Here is an 18,713-nt window from a genome sequence, read left to right on the forward strand (position 1 = left end):
AAGACCAACCAACGGGAGTAAGACTATGAAGAAGATGACCAAGATCGTGGCCGGCGCGGCGCTGGGGCTGTGGGGCACGATGGCCCAGGCCGCCGACGATGTGACGCTGCAACTGAAATGGGTCACGCAGGCGCAATTCGCAGGCTACTACGTGGCAAAAGACAAGGGGTTCTACGAAGAAGAGGGGCTGAACGTCACCATCAAGCCCGGTGGTCCCGACATCGCGCCCGAGCAGGTGATCGTCGGCGGTGGTGCCGATGTGATCGTGACCTGGATGGCCGCGGGTCTTGCCGCGCGGGAACGCGGTGTGCCGCTGGTCAATATCGCACAGCCTTTCAAGACCGGTGGCCTTCAGGTCAACTGCCTCAAGTCGACGGGTGTGGAAAGCCCCGAGGATTTTGCGGGCCGCACCATGGGCGTCTGGTTTTTCGGCAACGAATATCCGTTCTACGCCTGGATGGCGTCGCTGGGGCTTGAGACGGACGGCGCCGACGAGAACGGCGTGACGGTGCTGAAGCAGGCGTTTTCCGCGGATCCGCTGATCCAGGGACAGGCGGACTGCATTTCGACCATGACCTACAACGAGTACAACCAGATCATCGAAGCGGGCATCACCCCTGAAGAGCTGGTCACTTTCAATTACCTGGAAATGGGCTTCGGGATGCTGGAAGACGGGCTGTATGTCCTGGAGGATGATCTGGAGGATCCGGCCTTCAAGGACAAGATGGTCCGTTTCGTCCGTGCGTCGATGAAGGGCTGGAAATATGCCGAGGAAAACCAGGAGGAAGCCGCTGAGATCGTCATCGAGAACGACGCGTCCGGCGCGCAGGAACTGGATCACCAGCTATATATGGTGGGAGAGGTTGCCAAGCTGACGGCGGGCAGCAACGGTGCGCTGGACCCGGCGGACTATGAACAGACGGTGCAGACGCTGCTGTCCGCGGTGAGCGAGGAAAACCCCGCCATCACGAAGGAGCCGGAAGGCGCCTGGACTCATGAGATCACGGATGAAGCACTGAACTGATCCGCGACCCGTCGAGATGGAAAAGGCCGGTACGATGTACCGGCCTTTTGCTTTGTATGTCTGCGGCTCTTGGGGGGGGTTCCGACGCTGGTTAAGGCGTCGGCCCCCGACGTTTCGCTTCAGTGGACTCAGAGCACGGTGACTTTGGTGCCCAGGGGAACCCGCTGGTACAGATCCTTGACGTGTTCGTTCAGCATCCGGATGCAGCCGTTGGACACCGACCGGCCGATCGAGCCGGGCTGGTTGGTGCCGTGGATGCGGAAATACGTGTCCTTGCCGTTCTGGAACAGGTAGAGCGCCCGCGCGCCCAGAGGGTTCGATGGGCCGCCCGGTTGCGCGTCGGTATTGCCGATGAAACGCTTGTACGCCTGCGGGTCGCGTTCGATCATCTCATCCGTGGGACGCCAGGTCGGCCATTCCTTTTTCACGTCGATCGTTGCGGTGCCGGTGAATTCAAGGCCGGCCTTGCCGACACCGACGCCATAGCGGATCGCCCGACCGGGGGAGGTCACGTAGTACAGGTAGTGGCTGCGCGGCAGGATCAGCAGCTGACCTGGCTGATACTGGCTTTTGATCGACACTTCCTGTGGGGTGGGGTCATAGGCACCGGCCTGTGCGCTCAGGGCATGTGGCAGGGCGGCAGCAGCCAGGGAACTGGCGATAAATGTACGGCGGCGCATGTAATGCTCCATATGAATTGGGTTGGCAGATGTTGTATTTTCGGGGTCGACCGCGAGGCTGGCAAGTCTTTGCGCCGAAAAATCTACCTGTTGTTGCACAATGGCCGGACAGACGTTCGTTGCCCCCGACACGAAATGGAAACGCGAGGCTGCGAACAGAGTTCCAAGCGGCGTGAAGAGACAGGGCCCCGGCTGTCCGGATGGATCAGTACAGGCGGGGTGAGAGAGATTCTGTTCCGTTACGTCAGCGCGCGGGCGCCGCGGAGGTCCCGGCCAGTTTTCGGCACAAATTACTGTATTTACGGCCAATTCTGGCAAGGCTTTTGCCGACAGATAGGCAGCTTTTATCGCTTTCGGCACATTCTTGACATGTTCGGAAATAATCGACCTCCAATCTTAAAATTGTCTTAATCGCGACGCAAAATTGCCCTCTCTCCGCTCGCACATCTTGAAAGAACTATCTGCTCGCAGCCTGTGCGCGTCGCGCGACCGGCCAACTTTAGGGGATGACACATGCGTATTCTTGCCGTTGATGACGATCCGGTGATTCTCGACCTGTTGGAACGGGCTCTGGCCGACGACCGCGGGTATCAATTGACCACCTGCAAGACTGCGGAAGAGGCGCTGACGCTGGTCGCAGGCCCGATCGAACCTTTCGAGTGCTTTCTGCTGGACGTCATGTTGCCGGGGATCGACGGTATCGAGCTGTGTGACCGCATCCGGCAGACACAGGCCTATCGCTCTGCCCCCATCATCATGATCACCGCGAGCCGCGAAGCCGACCTGATGGAACGCGCCTTTTACGCGGGCGCAACCGATTTCATCTCCAAGCCGCTGGACGGCGTGGAGTTGAGCGCACGGATCGTGTCCGCCAGCATGCTGAACGACAGCCTGCACCGCGAACGCGAAGTGCGGCACACCCTGGCCGATCTGACAGCCCAGATGAAGGTCCGCTTTGAGGAGCCGATCAAGCTTGAAACGCCCGAGGTCACGGACCTTCTGGCGCTTGAAAACAGCCTGTTGCGTCTGCCCGAGGGGCTTTATGCGATGACGCCGTTCACTGTCGATGTGGTTGGTCTGCGTGGCATTCACCGCGCGGTCGCTCCTCCGGCGTTCCGTTTCCACCTGGAGGCTGTCGCCAAGGCGATGGTGAGCGCGCTTGAGCAACGGACGGCGCGGCTGGCCTATACCGGGTCCGGTCGTTTCATGGGGGTCGTGCTGGGCCGCGAAAGGTTCAACCGGGACGCGGTTCTGACGCAGATCAACGCCACGCTGTCGGCGGATTGGGACGTGGCGGCCAGCGGCACGCCGATGCCGCCTGCAATCCGGCTGACCACCCTGTCCGATCAGCGTCTTTGGTCCGGGGTTTCGGCCAGCGACTTGCTGCGCGCCAAGAAGACCAACACCGACCTGCTGCGCGGCGTCCGGGAAGAGCAGGAGGATGCCCTGTTCGAAAAGCTGGATGCCAAGGTGTCGCGCACATCGTGACCCGATGGGCCGCCCGTCAGGCGCGGCCCCGCCAATATGTGCAGCCGGGCTTGTCAACAAGCCCTGCTAAACAAGCCCTGCCGCGCCCGCGTTGAAACTGCTACGCAAAGCTCAACGCACGAACTTCTTGTGCTTGAGCCGCTTGGGTTCCAGAGCATCCGCGCCCAGGCGGCGTTTCTTGTCTTCCTCGTAGTCTTCGAAGTTGCCTTCGAACCACTCCACATGGGCTTCGCCTTCGAAGGCGAGGATGTGGGTGCAGATCCGGTCGAGGAAGAAGCGGTCGTGGGAGATGACCACGGCGCAACCCGCGAAATCCACCAGCGCATCTTCGAGCGCGCGCAGGGTTTCGACGTCCAGATCGTTGGTCGGTTCGTCCAGCAGCAGGACGTTGCCGCCCTCTTTCAGCAGGCGGGCCATGTGGACGCGGTTGCGTTCACCCCCCGACAGCAGGCCAACCTTTTTCTGCTGGTCGCCGCCCTTGAAGTTGAAGGACGAGCAATAAGCGCGGGAGTTGACCTCGGCGTCGCCCAGTTTGATCAGCTCGGCCCCGCCGGTGATGGCCTGCCAGACCGTATCGTCGGCCTTCAGGTCGTCGCGGGATTGATCGACATAGGACAGATCGACGGTATCGCCGTATTCGATGGACCCCGCATCAGGCTTTTCCTGGCCGGTGAGCATCTTGAACAACGTGGATTTACCGGCGCCGTTGGGGCCGATGACCCCGACGATCCCGCCCGGCGGAAGGGAGAAATCCAGACCTTCGACCAGCAGTTTGTCGCCCATCGCCTTTTTCAGGCCCTCGACCTCGATCACCTTGTTGCCAAGGCGCGGGCCGTTGGGGATGACGATCTGCGCGCGCGACAGTTTCTCGCGTTCGGAGGTTTCGGCCAGTTCGTTGTAGGCGTTGATCCGGGCTTTGGATTTGGCCTGCCGCGCCTTGGCGCCCTGACGCATCCATTCCAGTTCGCGCTCCAGCGTCTTTTGCTTGGACTTGTCCTCGCGCGCCTCCTGTTCGAGGCGCTTGGCCTTCTGTTCCAGCCAGTCGGAATAGTTGCCCTCGTAGGGCACACCGCGGCCCCGGTCGAGTTCCAGTATCCAGCCGGTGATGTCATCCAGGAAATAGCGGTCGTGGGTGACGATCAGGATTGTCCCTTTGTAGTCGATCAGGTGTTGCTGCAGCCAGGCGATGGTTTCCGCGTCCAGGTGGTTGGTCGGTTCGTCCAAGAGCAGCATGTCGGGCGCTTCGAGCAGCAGCTTGCACAGTGCGACGCGCCGCGCCTCGCCGCCTGACAGAGAGGCGACATCGGCGTCGTCGGGCGGGCAGCGCAGCGCCTCCATCGACACGTCGATCTGGCTGTCGAGATCCCACAGGTTCTGGGCGTCGATGTCGTCCTGCAGCTTTGCCATCTCTTCGGCGGTCTCGTCCGAATAGTTCATCGCCAGCTCGTTGTAGCGGTCCAGAATGGCCTTTTTCTCTGCCACGCCTTCCATGACGTTCTCGCGCACGGTCTTGGACGGGTCGAGCTGCGGTTCCTGCGGCAGGTAGCCGACCTTGGCGCCTTCGGCGGCCCAAGCTTCGCCCTGAAAATCCTTGTCGAGCCCCGCCATGATCTTGAGCAGCGTGGATTTACCCGCGCCGTTCACGCCGACAACGCCGATCTTTACCCCCGGCAAGAAGTTCAGGTTGATGTTTTCAAAGGTTTTCTTCCCGCCCGGATAGGCCTTGGATACACCGGACATGTGATAGACGAACTGGTAGGCGGCCATTGCGGAATTCCTGTCTGTTCAATGCGATTTCGGCCCGCAATATAACGGCGATGGTCCAAGATCAACGGAGACCTGCGAGGGCCCGCGAGGCAGGGCGGCCGTTCGCGCCGGGGCCCGGACAATTTTCACGGCCTCCCCTCCAGCCGGCAACCTTTTCTTTAGAGTCGTGCGGATAATTTGCGCTGGAAAGGAACATCTCATGCTAGATTCTGTGACTCAAGCGGCGCATGGCCGCCGGGCGACGGACGCCGATGCCATCGACGCGGTCGTGACCATCGACGCCAAGAACAAGATCCTCTCGTTCAACGAGCCAGCCGAACGTCTGTGGGGCTACAGCAGCACCGAAGTGATCGGAAAGAACGTGAAGATGCTGCTGCCGCCGGAGATGCGGTCAAATCACGACAGTTTCGTCGACAGGCACCGCAACACCGGTCAGGGCCGTATCGTGGGCACCAGCCGCGAGGTGCCGATCCATCGCAAGGACAATTCGACAGGCTACGCACGGCTTGCCCTGAGGATGGATTTGCAGCCGGATGGCGCAAAGCATTATATCGCCTTCCTCACGGATGTCTCCGAACAACACAACCGGACGATCGAGACATTGCAGCTGATGCGCGAACTGCTGGATCAGATCGACAAGTTGACCACCGGCATCAATACCATCGCGCAGCAGACCAACCTGCTGTCGGTCAACGCCTCGATAGAAGCGGCGCGCGCTGGCGATATGGGCCGGGGATTTGGCGTTGTCGCGATGGAGATCCGGGCATTGTCGAACCAGGCCCGGGAGATCACCAATGAGATCGAGACCGTGGTCGAATCCGGCAGGCAGTCGGTCAGTAAGCTGGCCAGAGAATCCGTTCCGACAGGCATAAGCACCTGATCGCGCTGGCGTCGAAGGTTTCCCGGCGCAGGTTTTCTGGCCTGTGAGATGTGTCTTTTATTGATGAATTGATTCCACCAAAGAGTGTATGCCGGGAACAATATCCCGCAGGATGGGCGCCCATCCTGCGGCTTTGATCGGGTCATATCACCTATCAGATCCCTTATTTTCAGGTAATCCGCCTGAAGTGAGGAAAATTTCAGTCGATATGAGTTGCATTTCTCTGTTACCTTTTTGTTAGCCCATGCGGAATGGTCGATGTCCGCCTGCGTGGGAAAACGAAGCTGCGACGTCACGCCGGTATGTCATGTGACATTGGTGTGAGGCGCACAGGGACAACAGGGAACATCTCATGTCAAAAACCGCAATTGTTGTGGGCCTGGACGGATCGGAGGCCGGCGCACGCGCGCTGGCCTTTGCCAAAGACAGAGCCAAGATGATCGGCGAGTGTTCGGTCACGATCTGCTACGTGATCGAATGGTCGCCGTTCTCTTTCCAGACGCCCGAGGAAAACGAGCAGCGCCACAAGCGCCGCGAAGAGGAACTGAAACTGGCGCACGACCGGGTCATCGACCCTGCTGTTGCCCAGGCCAGGGCCGAGGGTCTCGACGTGTCGGGTATTGTCCGGCACGGCGACGCCGCCGATATTCTGGACGACATCGCCAGGGCCCAGAACGCCAGTCAGATCGTCGTGGGCCGGGTGGGCGTGCGCGGCCTGAAAGAACGGCTGTTCGGCGGCGTCACCGGGCGGCTTGTCGCTGCGGCGAGCGTGCCGGTCACAATCATTCCCTGAAGCGGAGGACATCGAAATGCAAAGGCTTTTTGCTGCAATACTGACAATGATCACCGCTGTTCTGCCGGGGCTTGCCACCGCGCAGGAGGCCGTGGGGATCGACCAGAGGATCAATGAGATTTTCGCGGATTATACCGGCTGGTATGTCTCTTTCATCTTTGCACCGCTGCCGGGGACAACCTTTTCCTGGATCGCCTTGTGGCTGGTCGTCGGGGCGCTGGTGTTCACCGTCTATTTCGGCGCGATCCAGTTCAAGGGGTTTGTCCATTCCATCCGGTTGGTGAAAGGCGACTATTCCGATCCCAACGACGCGGGCGAGGTCAGCCACTTTCAGGCGCTGGCGACGGCGCTGTCTGGCACCGTGGGGTTGGGCAACATCGCGGGCGTCGCGGTTGCGGTCAGCATCGGGGGGCCGGGTGCGACCTTCTGGATGGTGGTCGCGGGGCTGTTCGGCATGGCGACCAAGTTCACCGAATGTACGCTGGGTGTGAAGTACCGCAACGAATATCCTGACGGCAGCGTGTCGGGCGGCCCGATGTACTATATCGTCAAGGGATTTGCCGAGCGGGGTCTGCCGCTGGGTGGATTCATGGCGGTGGTGTTCAGCATCTTCACCATCCTCGGTGCGCTGGGCGGCGGTAACATGTTCCAGGCCAACCAGGCGCATGCGCAGATCGCCGGTGTGGTCGGCGACTATCCCGGCTGGATCACCGGTGTGATCCTGGCGGGCATCACCTTTGCGGTGATCGTGGGCGGTCTGAAGTCGATCGCACGGGTCACGGAAAAGGTCGTCCCGTTCATGGGGGTTTTCTATGTGCTGGTGTCGGTTCTCATCCTGCTGATCAACTACGATCAGATTGCCTGGGCCTTCGGCCAGATCTTCATGGGGGCCTTTACCGGTCTGGGTGTTGTCGGCGGCTTTACCGGGGCGCTCATCCAGGGTTTCCGCCGTGCCGCTTTCTCCAACGAGGCGGGCATCGGTTCGGCGGCCATCGCGCACTCTGCGGTGCGCACGAAGGAGCCGATAACCGAAGGTTACGTGGCCTTGCTGGAGCCGTTCATTGATACGGTCGTGATCTGCACGATGACCGCACTGGTGATCGTGATCAGCGGCGTGATGAACGTCGATCCTGAAACCGGTCTTTACGTCTGGAATGCCGAGGCAGGCCGGATCGCGACGGATGGGGATGTCAGCGGTGTGGCGCTCACGTCGGCGGCCTATGCCAAGGCGTTCTCGTGGTTCCCGGTTCTGCTGATGGTGGCGGTGGTGCTTTTCGCCTTTTCCACCATGATCAGCTGGTCCTACTACGGGCTGAAAGCCTGGACCTATCTGTTCGGTGAAGGGCAGACCAAGGAGTTGGTGTTCAAGGTGATCTTCTGTGTGTTCATCGTGATCGGCGCGGCAGCAAGCCTCGGGCCGGTGATCGACTTCTCGGATGCGATGCTGTTCTCCATGGCGATCGTGAACATCATTGCGCTGTATTTCCTGATGCCGATCGTGAAGCGCGAGCTGAACAGCTATGTCACCCGTCTGCGCGCGGGCGAGTTCACCCGGCACAAGTAACCGGATGCATTGACAATGGGGCGCAAAGCCCTTCCTTTCGGCCCCTGAAGAAATTCGGGGGCCGTTTTCGTTGCGCCATGACATGCCATATGCCGCGCCGGGGCAGGTTGTCGGCCTTTTGGGCGGGTCGTTTGACCCGGCCCATGCGGGTCATGCGCATATCACCACCGAGGCGCTCAAACGGTTTGGGCTGGACCGGGTCTGGTGGCTGGTCAGCCCCGGCAACCCCCTGAAGGCGCGGGGGCCGGAACCACTGGCCAAGAGGATGGACCGCGCCAGAGAGGTCATGCGGCATCCGCGCGTCGAGATCACGGACATCGAGGACCGGCTGGGCACCCGCTATACCGCACAGACACTGGCACATCTGCGCAGGCTTTATCCGCGGGTCCGTTTTGTCTGGCTGATGGGGGCCGACAACATGGCACAGTTTCATCAGTGGCAGGACTGGGGCCAGATCATCGAGACGGTGCCGATTGGCGTGCTGGCCCGACCCGGCCAGCGGATTTCGGCACGGATGAGCCGCGCCGCGGCGGTGTATGCGCCCTACCGTATTCCGGGGCGTTTCGGGCAATTGCTGGCGCGGTCAAGGGCACCTGCCTGGTGTTTTGTGAATGTGCCCATGAACGATGCGTCCTCCACCGCGATCAGGGCGCGGGGCGGCTGGTCAACGTAGGCGGGTCGACGTCAGCCCCGCGCCGATGATCAGCGCCAGGCCCGCCCAGGTGAAACCATCGGGAAGGTCGCCAAAGATCAGAAAGCCCAGTGCCACCGCGGCGATCAGCTGGAAATAGACCAGCGGGGCAAGCCGGGTCGCCGGGGCGATCCGATACGCATCGAGCAGCAGCAGGTTGCCAAGCATGGAGCACGTGGCAGAGGCCAATGTGAGCCCGGCGATGGGCAGGGTGAAGGCGGGCAGGTGCCACAGCCCGACCGGCAGCGTTAGAGTTCCGGCGATCACCAGTTGGGTAAAGGTCAGCGCCATGGGGCTTCCCAGCCCGGACAACCACCGCGACATGGTCAGGAAGGTGCCGTAGAACACCCCCGCGGCAACGGCCCAGAATACCCCGAGTTCGGCCTCGGGGCCGGGCCGCACCACAAGCAGCACGCCGACGAAACCCAGCACGGTCAGTGTGCTGCGCAGCAGGGTCACGGCCTCGCGCAGGAAGATGACGGCGAGGATGTAGCTGACCAGCGGCCCGACGAAGAAGGCGGCGAAGACAGTTGCGACATCGACTGTTTTCAGGGCGGTCTGGATGCAGGTGATGCCCATTGCCAGCGTTCCCGCCCGCAGCCAGATGCGCCAGTTGCGCAACAGGGCGCCGCTGCCGTCCGGCAGAAACGGCAGCAGGATCAGCGCGCCGAGGGCGAAGCGCGACCACGCCACGAAGAGCGGAGAGAGGCCGAGGCCGCTGCTCAGCAGTTTGCCTGCGCTGTCCCCTGCAGGGATCAGGGACATGGCGATGAACATGATGGCGACGGCGCGACTCATGATGCCTGCTAGCACGCATTTCCGGTCTGGAAAATGTGATATCTGACTGCTTGTGGACGGCCACGAGGTGCGGTTTAAACGGTCGCATGGAAAAGCTATTTTCACGCCGGTCATTTCTGGGCTCCGCCGCCGCCTTGGGGGCGGTGCCCGGGGCGCTTCTGGCCGAACCGCCAACCCAGTCGGTGCGCCCGGCCATGCGGGGCGACGACCTTTACAAACGTGCCATCCCGGATGTCGAGACGATCATCGGGGACGCGAGACTGACCGGCGACCTGGCCTTTGCCGTGGCGCGGACCGACACGGGTGAGTGGCTGGAGTGCCGCAATGAACAGGTCGGGACGCCGCCCGCCAGCGTGGCAAAGGCCTTGACGGCGCTTTATGCGCTGGACGCGCTGGGGCCTGAACACCGGTTCGAGACACGCGTCCTGGCCACCGGCGGGATTGTCGATGGCGCCGTGCAGGGAGATCTGTTGCTGGTCGGCGGAGGTGATCCGACCCTCGATACCAATGCGCTGGCCGACATGGCCGCCGAGCTGAAAGCCGCCGGGGTGCGGGCGGTCAAGGGCGGCTTCAAGGTCTACGAGGCCGCGCTGCCGGTGATGCGGCAGATCGACCCGGAACAACCGGATCATGTGGGCTACAACCCGGCGGTGTCGGGGTTGGCGCTGAACTTCAACCGGGTTCATTTTGAATGGAAGCGCGGCAGCAACGGCTATTCCGTCAGCATGGAAGCCCGGTCGGACAAGTACCGGCCCGCTGTTGTGATGGCCGCGATGCAGGTCGCGGACCGCAGCACGCCGGTTTACACCTACGAGGAACGCGGCGGAAAGGACCAGTGGACCGTGGCGCGCGGTGCGCTGGGCGGCGGCGGGTCGCGCTGGCTGCCTGTGCGCAAGCCGGGTCTCTATGCCGGTGACGTGTTTGCCACCCTGGCACGGTCGCAGGGCATCGTGCTGCAGCAGCCCGAGATCGTGGACAGCCTGCCTGACGCGTTCGAAACCCTGGCGACCCGACGCAGTGACCCGCTGATTTCGATCCTGAAAGACATGCTGCGCTATTCCAACAACCTGACCGCCGAGATGGTCGGCATCGCCGCCACGCAGGCGCGGATCGGGCCGGTTGAGAACCTGCGGGCCTCTGCCGCCGCGATGAATCGCTGGGCCGTGTCGGAGCTGGGGCTGACCGCGCCCGCGCTGGTGGACCATTCCGGGCTGGGCGATGACAGCAGGATCACCGCGCTCGACATGGCGCGCGCCATGCTCAAGGTGCACGGCAGCGGGCTGCGCGACATCCTGAAGCCCTTTGGGATGCGCGATTCGAAGGGGCGGCCGGTGCGCGACCACCCGATCGCGGTGGACGCCAAGACCGGCACACTGAACTTTGTCTCGGGTCTGGGGGGCTACATGACGGCGGCGGATGGCACCGTCATGGCCTTTGCGATCTTTGCCGCCAACCGCGAGGAACGGGCCAAGATCAGCCGGGAGGAGCGCGAAGGCCCGCCGGGTGCCCGCAGCTGGAACATCCGCGCAAAACGGGTGCAGCAGGCGCTGATCGAACGCTGGGGCGCGCTGTACGCAGGCTGACGGCTGCGGCTGAAAGGACATATCTTGGCAACATGGACCGACCTGGACGAGGAGTTGCGGATGTGGCAGGCCGCCGGCGAGGTGCCGACCTTCTGGTGGCGCGATGACGATACCGAAGCGCCGACCGCCGATCTGGACCGGCTGATCGCGCTGGCCGAACGCTTTTCGATCCCGCTGCACCTTGCGGTGGTGCCGCATGACATTGATGCGGGGCTCGCGACGCGTCTGCGGGCGGCGCCGCTGGTTCAGTGCCTGCAACACGGTTTCGCCCACAAGAACCACGAACCGAAGGGCGCGCGCGCGTCCGAAGTGGGCATCAACCGGGACCTGGAGCTGCAAAAGGCCGATCTGCAGACGGGCTGGCAGCGGATGGTGGCGGCGGCGTTGCCGAACCTGTTGCCGGTATTTGTCCCGCCCTGGAACCGCATCGCGGACAAGACGCTGCGCGCCCTGCCGGACCTGGGATTCAGGGCCGTGTCGATTTTTGACACGCGCCCCCGCGCCCCCGTCGGGCTGCCGCATTTCAACGGCCATATCGACCCGATCCGCTGGAAGGAAGGCGCGCGTTTCGCCGGGGTCGAGAAGACGCTGGAGCAATGCGTGCGGCATCTTGCGCAGCGGCGCACGGGTGACGCGGAAAAGGACGAGCCGACGGGGTTCGTGACCCATCATCTGCAGACAGATCAGGCGACATGGGACTTCAGCGCGGCGCTGCTGGACCGCCTGGTGGCGCAGGGTGGTACCCGGTGGATCGCTCTGCCGGAGGTTATGAAAGGACCGTCCGATGGTTGAGATCGCCTATGCCGCGCCATCCGAACGCGAGGAAGTCGCGCAGTTCATGAACGCGGTTTTCGTCAAGGCAAAGTGGGATATCGACGGCTGGCGCCGTCTTGTTGCGGGGCGCTGGTGCGGGCCCGAGGGGCGCTATGCCATCACCGTTCGGGACAACGGGCGGTTGATGGGTGTGCTTGGGCTGGTCTACGCGGAACGGTTGACGGCGGAAGGTGTGCGCACAACCGCGGACATGACGTCATGGTATGTCTTGAAGGAATTGCGCGGGCAGGGCGTGGGCGGCAAGATGATGGCGCTGGCAACCTCCGACCCCGAGGTGACGGTGACGAACTTTTCCAGCGCCAAGGCGGCGGTGAGCGTTCTGGAACGGGCGGGGCTGGAGGTGCTGGACCGGGAGCGGCTGGTCTGGCTTCCGTCGGACCTGCCGAAACTGAAGGTGCACGAGGACCCGCTGGCACTGGGCGACCGCCTGACCGCGAAGGATCGGCGCATCATCGGGGATCATCAGGGGCTGCGGCTGCGGCATCTGGCGGTGGAAACGCCGGACGGGCTGTGCGTGATGGTGATCTATCCGCAGAAGAAGCACGATGAATACGTCACCCATGAGATCATGTATCTGGCCGACCAGCCGCTGTTCGCGCGGCACGCGGCACGGATCGCGGCGTCGGTCCTGCCTGCGCGGGAGGCCATCCTGTCACTGGACCGGAGGTTCGCCGCCCCCGGTATCGACTGTGACGATGTCCGCGCCTTTGCCACGCCGCGGTTTTGCCAGAAGGGGCTGCTGCGCCCTTCCGAGATCGACATGCTTTATTCGGAATGCGTGCTGCTGAATATCAAGATTCACTAGCACCTGTATTTGTCAGGCGGTCAGCTGAGGTGACGCGCACGGGCGCCGCGTTCGATGGCGGCGGCGTGAAGCCGGTCGATGTTCAGCTCGTAGCGGATTTCTTCCAGCAGGCGCAGCTCGGCTTCTCCGAGGATGCCATCGGCGGCGGCGACATCGCAGGCCAGGGCGTAGGCGGTTTCATACAGACGTTCGGGCAGGGCGTCGCGTACAAGGCCAAAGAGCGCATCAAGGCCGTCTTCCTGTTCGAACAGGTCGAGCACCGTCTTGCTGATCGTGCTTAACCTGTCGTTGTCGTAGTCGGCGAAGATGGGCAGCATGTTGACCGCCGCCTCGATCTTGATCAGTTCGGTGGTCCGGATGTTTTCGTCGGACGCGGAAACGGCGACCATGACCGCGACAAGGCTGTCCTGCGCGCTGAGCGAAAGCGAGGGATCGTCAGACATGGAAGGTCCTTTGATGTTCAGTTGGGCGGAGATTATTGACCCTGTCGGCCCCGCGCAATAGGAAGCGGACTGACCTGCGCGCATTGGGCGCACAGGTGCCAACGATGGATTACATGATGTCTGATATGCGTGACGCCGCACTGAGCAGCAAGGCCTGGCCCTTTGAAGAAGCGCGCCGGGTGCTCAAACGCTATCAGAACAAGCCGCCGGAGAAGGGTTTCGTGCTGTTCGAGACGGGCTACGGCCCCTCGGGGCTGCCACACATCGGGACCTTCGGCGAAGTGTTGCGCACGACGATGATCAGGCGCGCCTTTGAAGAGATCAGCGACATTCCGACCAAGTTGATCTGTTTTTCCGACGATCTGGACGGGATGCGCAAGGTGCCGGGCAACGTGCCGCAGCAGGAGATGCTGGCGGAGCACCTGCACAAGCCCTTGACCAGCGTGCCGGACCCGTTCGGCACTCACGAGAGTTTTGGCCACCATAACAACGCGATGCTGCGGCGTTTCCTGGATACCTTCGGGTTCGAGTACGAATTCTATTCGGCGCGGGAGTTCTACAAGACGGGTCAGTTCGACGAGGTGCTGCTGCGCGCGGCGGAACGCTATGACGAGATCATGGCGGTCATGCTGAAGTCTCTGCGTGAAGAGCGGCGCCAGACCTATTCGATCTTTCTGCCGATTCACCCCGAGACCGGGCGCGTGCTGTATGTGCCGATCAAGGAGGTCAACGCCAAGGACGGTACGATCACCTTTGACACCGAAGAGGGGGAGGAGATGACCCTGCCGGTGACAGGCGGCAACGTGAAGCTGCAATGGAAGCCCGATTTCGGGGCGCGCTGGGCGGCGCTGGGCGTCGATTTCGAGATGTACGGCAAGGAACACGCCACCAACACCGCGATCTATGATCGCATCTGCGAGATCCTTGGCGGCAAGAAGCCGGAGCATTTCAGCTATGAGCTGTTCCTGGACGAGAATGGTCAGAAGATTTCCAAATCCTCGGGCAACGGTATCTCGATCGACGAGTGGCTGACCTATGCGAGCACGGAATCCCTGGCGTATTTCATGTTTCTCAAGCCCAAGACCGCGAAGCGCATGCACTTCGACGTGATTCCGAAGGCCGTGGACGAATATCACCAGCAGTTGCGTGCCTATGAGACGCAGGATGCCAAGGCGCGGGCGAACAACCCGGTCTGGCACATCCACGGCGGCGACGTGCCGACTTCGGATATGGTGGTGCCGTTCTCCATGCTGTTGAACCTCGCGTCGGTGTCTTCGGCCGAGGACAAGGGGCAGTTGTGGGGGTTTATCCAGCGTTACGCGCCTGACGCCTCGCCGGAGAAGAACCCCGGTATGGATGCGGCTGCGGGCCATGCGGTGCGGTATTTCAACGATTTCGTGAAGCCGAACAAGGTGTTCCGCGCCCCGACCGACCTGGAGCGTGAAGCCCTGGAGGAGCTGCGCGACACCCTGCGGGCGTGGGATGGCGGGCCGGATGCGGAAGCCCTTCAGAGCATGGTCTTTGCCGTGGGGAAAGAGCGGTTCGATCCGCTGCGCGACTGGTTCACGGCGCTCTACGAGGTGCTGTTGGGGGCATCGCAGGGGCCACGATTTGGCGGGTTCATTGCGCTCTATGGCGTGACCGAGACGGCAGACCTGATCGACGAGGCGCTGGCCGGCAGGCTGACCGCCGCTTGAAACTCTTGCCCTGTTGGCGCCGTGGCTTAACATCATGGACATAGCCAACAGGAGAGGCATCATGCGGACAGGAGTTCTCAGACTGCTTGGGGGGCTGATGCTGTTGCTGATGTCTGGCATCGGCGCAGCGGCACAATCGACCGAAATCGAAGGCACGATCAACAGCCAGTTGGAAGCGTTCAAGGCGGATGATTTCGACACCGCCTTTACCTACGCCACCCCGACGCTGCAGCGCCTTTTTCAGTCGCCGCAGAACTTTCAGCGGATGGTGACGCAGGGCTATCCGATGGTCTGGCGGCCCGCCGAAGTGCGCTATCTGGAACTGCGCGAAAAGGCTGGCGGCCTTTGGCAGAAGGTGCAGATCACGGATGCCAAGGGGTTTACCCATATCCTCGATTACAAGATGGAAGAGACCGACATGGGATGGCGCATCGGCGCGGTCCAGATTCTGGACGCGGCGGGTGTGACCGCCTGAAGACCGCGCCGCCTGGGCTGTTGCCGGGCCGATAGCGGTGTTGCGTGGGCCGGGAAACGGTAGTCCCGGCAGACGTTAAGATTTCACAGATATGTCCCTTTCTCAGGTTCGGCAGGCGCTGGATCCGGAAAACAACCACGCGGCGTGCCGAAGGTGCTGCCGCAGTGCGGCCAATGGAAGGGATTTTCGATGAACAAGGCGATTACCGATGGCGTGGTGCTGATGCCAACCCCGTTCGCCCAAGGGTTGGACGTCTGGTCGAGCGGCGACGGCACGCCGGGATCGGACACCTATGAGAACGCGGCGAATGCTGCATTCGTCGCGGCGGATCAGGATTTTGGCGGGGCGCTGGAACTGCTCAAGACGCAGAACACGCAAAAGCTGCGCTATATGGGAGAGACACCTTTGCTGCCGGGCTGCTATCTGCGGATCAGTGCCAGGGTGAAGGCGATCAGCGGCAATCTGCCCTCGGTGCGCATCGCCGGTTACGCCGCGCGGGCAAATGGGACGCTGGTCGGGGGCGTGCCGGGGTTTGCGCCGTTCGTCACGCTGACCAGCTACGGTGAGGTGGTGGAGGTGTCCGCCATTGTCGGCACGGGCAATCGCGGCGGTGTCGATCTGGTCTGGGGGGTGGAGCCGGTCTACGGGCATTTCGGGATCGACCTGGTAGGACCCAACGGCGGCGTCGTGCGGGTGGATGATATCGAGATCGAAGATGTCACATCGGTTTTTCTGCGCGACATGCTGAGCCAGGTGGACGTGGTCGATTTTGGCGCTGTCGGTAACGGCACGACGGACGATACCGCCGCTTTCGAAGCGGCCAATGCAGCGGCGAACGGGCGCACTGTCTTTGTGCCGGGCGGCACCTATCGGTTGAATTCCAGTGTGACGATCGACACGAACGTGAAGTTCGAGGGCACCGTCACGATGCCCGACAGTGCCGTGCTGCTGCTGCGCCGCAACTTTGACCTGCCCAACTACATCGAAGCCTTCGAAGATGAAGAACTGGCCTTTCGCAAGGCGTTTCAGGCGTTGCTGAACAACGCCGACCACGAAACGCTGGACCTGGGCGGACGCAAGGTGAACGTCACCGGCCCTATCGACATGCAGGCTGCCGTGCCCGGGCAGAACACCTATGCAACGCGCCGGGTGATCCGCAACGGTCAGCTGGAAGCTGCGAGCAGCAATGCCTGGGATACGCAGGTCGTGACCTCGCAGGCGACCTACAACACCAACAACAACAAGCGGCTGACGGATGTTGCCAACATCGCCAATATTCCTGTCGGCGCGCTGGTGGAAGGTAATGGTGTGGGCCGCGAGGTCTATGTCCGGTCCAAGAATGTGGCGACCGGCCAGATCGAGTTGAACGTGCCGCTCTACGATGCGTCGGGTACGCAGAACTTCACCTTTCGCAGATTCCAGTACATGCTTGACTTCAGCGGCTTTGGTCAGCTGAGCAAGTTCGTGTTGGCGGATATCGAATTTCAGTGCAACAACCGGTGCTCTGCGGTCATGCTGGCGCTGTCAGGCACTGCATTCCACGTGCGCGACTGCTTTGTCACGCGCCCGGCAGATCGCGGCATCACCTCGACCGGGGGCGGCTGTCAGGGGATGCTGATCGACCGCTGCCAGTTCCTGTCGGCCGAGGACGCGCTGCCGGTGTCGCAGCGCAAGACCATCGGGTTCAATGCCAATGCCAACGACGTCAAACTGCGCGACAATCGCGCGACGCGGTTCCGGCATTTCGGCTTGCTGGGCGGGGCAAACAGCATCGTCACGGGCAACCATTTCTTTCAGGGTGACGAGGTCGACAACGGTGTCCGGTCGGCGGGGATCATTCTGGCGAACACGCATGTCAGTTCGATCGTTTCGGGCAATTACGTCGACAATTGCTTTGTCGAATGGACGAACGAGCACGACCCGGCACCGGCGTTCAATTCCGAATTTTCCTTTAGCGCGCTCAGCATCACCGACAATATCTTCCTGTCGGGAGAGGTTGCGCCCTGGTTCAACTACATCGTTGTGAAGCCGCATGGTGCGGGTCATTTCCTGAGCGGCGTGTCGATCACCGGCAACCGCTTCCGCAGCCTGAACGGTCTGATCGACCGGGCGGAACGGGTGGACACGACCTTTGCCGATCTCGATCTGTCGCGGTGCAAGAACGTGGTTTTCACGGAAAATTCGTTTCACGCGGTGACCTTTCAGGTGGAAACGCCCGCAAAGGTGGAGTTCTTTCAGAACACGGCATCGGATACCTGGACGATCGACCTGGCCGATTACCTGCCCTTTGGCGGTGAGGCGTTGAAAGTCGAAAGCGTGCTGCCGCAGGGGGCGCTGCGCAATGGCAACAACGTCAGGGTCTGGGAAACGCCCTATGCCGATGTGGCGGTCGGGGGCAACCGGGATCAGATCAGGCTGAACTGGTCCGCCCCGGTCAGGGGCCGGGTGCAGGTTACGGTCCGCATGGACAGCCGCTGAAGATAGATCTGCCAAGGGACGCCCCGCCATCGCGCGGGGTGTCTTTCAGAATTCCCGCCAGATGCCCAATTTGACCGAAGTGGCCGAGAATGCGTCAAAAGGGCTTTCCGTACCGATCTGGATGCGGAAGTTGCGGTTGCGGGGGCGGATCAGGATTGAGGGGGCAAAGGTGGCATGGCTCTGCCCGTCGATCTGAGCGAGGTAGATCTGTATCATCCCTGCGGTTACATCCGAGAAATTGTAGCCCACTGTGCCGTCCAGTTTCGCGGCTCTTCTGCCGGTGGAGACGTCCCAGAACAGCGCGCCGTCCACACCCATCCAGCCCCAGCGGCCCGCTGCTTCGAAATTCCGGCCCCAGGATAGCCCGAGCTTGACGTGGGGCAGCATCAGATCCTGCACCCAGGCGGTTCCGGCGCCAATCTCGTAAGCCCATTTCTGCGTGCTTTCCGCGGGGCCCAGTCTGCGACGAAAGAAGAACGTGGCGGCGCCGGATTGCAGGCCCAGGTGGCTGTTCGCCAGGCTGATGTCCGCACCGATGGTCAGATCATCGCTCCAGCCGTGTTCGACGTAGGTGCTGCTGCTTTGGTCCAGCAGACGGTTCAGGACAAAGGTGGAGGAGACGAAGCTGGTTCCCTTTTCACGCATCCAGGCGCCGGCCTGCGCGGGGCCGGAGATGAAGGCCATGAAAAGAACCAGAACGAGAACAGGCATCG

General features: G+C 62.1%; 17 protein-coding genes. 12 read left to right on the plus strand and 5 right to left on the minus strand.

Features of this window, described 5'->3' with window-relative positions:
- Nucleotides 1–34 precede the first annotated feature (34 nt).
- On the plus strand, nt 35–1,024 hold the full coding sequence (locus FIU94_RS07890) for an ABC transporter substrate-binding protein (RefSeq protein ID WP_152466980.1): 990 nt from the start codon (nt 35–37) through the stop codon (nt 1,022–1,024).
- Between the two features lie 128 nt (nt 1,025–1,152).
- Here the strand turns inward: FIU94_RS07890 and FIU94_RS07895 are convergent, their stop codons facing one another.
- Nucleotides 1,153–1,704: a L,D-transpeptidase gene (locus FIU94_RS07895; RefSeq protein WP_152465259.1), complete on the minus strand. Its 552-nt coding sequence runs from the start codon at nt 1,702–1,704 to the stop codon at nt 1,153–1,155.
- A gap of 513 nt (nt 1,705–2,217) precedes the next feature.
- Here FIU94_RS07895 and FIU94_RS07900 point away from each other — a divergent pair.
- Nucleotides 2,218–3,192, plus strand: a complete 975-nt coding sequence (locus FIU94_RS07900; protein ID WP_152465260.1) for a response regulator — start codon at nt 2,218–2,220, stop codon at nt 3,190–3,192.
- Nucleotides 3,193–3,303: 111 nt separating this feature from the next.
- Here FIU94_RS07900 and ettA read toward each other — a convergent pair whose 3' ends face one another.
- A complete protein-coding gene (gene ettA / locus FIU94_RS07905; protein ID WP_152465261.1) occupies nt 3,304–4,959 on the minus strand; it encodes an energy-dependent translational throttle protein EttA in 1,656 nt (551 codons plus the stop codon).
- Between the two features lie 199 nt (nt 4,960–5,158).
- Between ettA and FIU94_RS07910 the strand changes: the two genes are divergently transcribed.
- From FIU94_RS07910 to FIU94_RS07925, 4 genes are all read left to right on the plus strand, one after another.
- Complete coding sequence (locus FIU94_RS07910; RefSeq protein ID WP_152465262.1) at nt 5,159–5,839, plus strand: methyl-accepting chemotaxis protein; 681 nt, start codon at nt 5,159–5,161, stop codon at nt 5,837–5,839.
- A gap of 352 nt (nt 5,840–6,191) precedes the next feature.
- Nucleotides 6,192–6,632 carry a universal stress protein gene (locus tag FIU94_RS07915; protein ID WP_152465263.1) on the plus strand — a complete coding sequence of 147 codons (441 nt, stop codon included), beginning with the start codon at nt 6,192–6,194 and terminating at the stop codon, nt 6,630–6,632.
- Nucleotides 6,633–6,678: 46 nt separating this feature from the next.
- On the plus strand, nt 6,679–8,196 hold the full coding sequence (locus FIU94_RS07920; RefSeq protein ID WP_152466981.1) for a sodium:alanine symporter family protein: 1,518 nt from the start codon (nt 6,679–6,681) through the stop codon (nt 8,194–8,196).
- Nucleotides 8,197–8,278: 82 nt separating this feature from the next.
- Nucleotides 8,279–8,869, plus strand: coding sequence for a nicotinate-nucleotide adenylyltransferase (locus tag FIU94_RS07925; RefSeq protein ID WP_152465264.1), 591 nt, complete (start codon nt 8,279–8,281; stop codon nt 8,867–8,869).
- Here FIU94_RS07925 and FIU94_RS07930 read toward each other — a convergent pair.
- Nucleotides 8,861–9,685: a DMT family transporter gene (locus tag FIU94_RS07930; protein ID WP_152465265.1), complete on the minus strand. Its 825-nt coding sequence runs from the start codon at nt 9,683–9,685 to the stop codon at nt 8,861–8,863. The two genes, FIU94_RS07925 and FIU94_RS07930, sit on opposite strands and share 9 nt — an antisense overlap.
- Nucleotides 9,686–9,771: 86 nt before the next feature.
- Between FIU94_RS07930 and dacB the strand changes: the two genes are divergently transcribed.
- From dacB to FIU94_RS07945, 3 genes are read left to right on the plus strand one after another with little or no spacing between them, the layout of a single operon-like run.
- On the plus strand, nt 9,772–11,268 hold the full coding sequence (gene dacB / locus FIU94_RS07935) for a D-alanyl-D-alanine carboxypeptidase/D-alanyl-D-alanine-endopeptidase (protein ID WP_152465266.1): 1,497 nt from the start codon (nt 9,772–9,774) through the stop codon (nt 11,266–11,268).
- 24 nt (nt 11,269–11,292) lie between these two features.
- Nucleotides 11,293–12,060, plus strand: coding sequence for a polysaccharide deacetylase family protein (locus FIU94_RS07940; RefSeq protein WP_152465267.1), 768 nt, complete (start codon nt 11,293–11,295; stop codon nt 12,058–12,060).
- Complete coding sequence (locus FIU94_RS07945) at nt 12,053–12,907, plus strand: GNAT family N-acetyltransferase (RefSeq protein ID WP_152465268.1); 855 nt, start codon at nt 12,053–12,055, stop codon at nt 12,905–12,907. Before FIU94_RS07940 ends, FIU94_RS07945 begins: the two co-directional genes overlap by 8 nt.
- Nucleotides 12,908–12,927: 20 nt before the next feature.
- Here the strand turns inward: FIU94_RS07945 and FIU94_RS07950 are convergent, their stop codons facing one another.
- Nucleotides 12,928–13,350 (minus strand): tellurite resistance TerB family protein, encoded by a 423-nt coding sequence (locus FIU94_RS07950; RefSeq protein WP_152465269.1) that lies wholly within the window; start codon nt 13,348–13,350, stop codon nt 12,928–12,930.
- A gap of 116 nt (nt 13,351–13,466) precedes the next feature.
- Here FIU94_RS07950 and FIU94_RS07955 point away from each other — a divergent pair, with 116 nt between their 5' ends.
- From FIU94_RS07955 to FIU94_RS07965, 3 genes are all read left to right on the plus strand, one after another.
- On the plus strand, nt 13,467–15,047 hold the full coding sequence (locus tag FIU94_RS07955; RefSeq protein ID WP_152465270.1) for a lysine--tRNA ligase: 1,581 nt from the start codon (nt 13,467–13,469) through the stop codon (nt 15,045–15,047).
- A gap of 61 nt (nt 15,048–15,108) precedes the next feature.
- Nucleotides 15,109–15,522 (plus strand): DUF4864 domain-containing protein, encoded by a 414-nt coding sequence (locus FIU94_RS07960; protein ID WP_152465271.1) that lies wholly within the window; start codon nt 15,109–15,111, stop codon nt 15,520–15,522.
- Between the two features lie 189 nt (nt 15,523–15,711).
- Nucleotides 15,712–18,000 carry a glycosyl hydrolase family 28-related protein gene (locus FIU94_RS07965; RefSeq protein ID WP_152465273.1) on the plus strand — a complete coding sequence of 763 codons (2,289 nt, stop codon included), beginning with the start codon at nt 15,712–15,714 and terminating at the stop codon, nt 17,998–18,000.
- A gap of 45 nt (nt 18,001–18,045) precedes the next feature.
- On the opposite strand, the gene FIU94_RS07970 is transcribed toward FIU94_RS07965, so the two are convergent.
- The gene (locus FIU94_RS07970; RefSeq protein WP_152465275.1) at nt 18,046–18,711 is read right to left on the minus strand and encodes a hypothetical protein; all 666 of its coding nucleotides are present in this window, start codon (nt 18,709–18,711) and stop codon (nt 18,046–18,048) included.
- Nucleotides 18,712–18,713 lie beyond the last annotated feature (2 nt).

Source organism: Sulfitobacter sp. THAF37 (assembly GCF_009363555.1).
Taxonomy (GTDB): Bacteria; Pseudomonadota; Alphaproteobacteria; order Rhodobacterales; family Rhodobacteraceae; genus Sulfitobacter.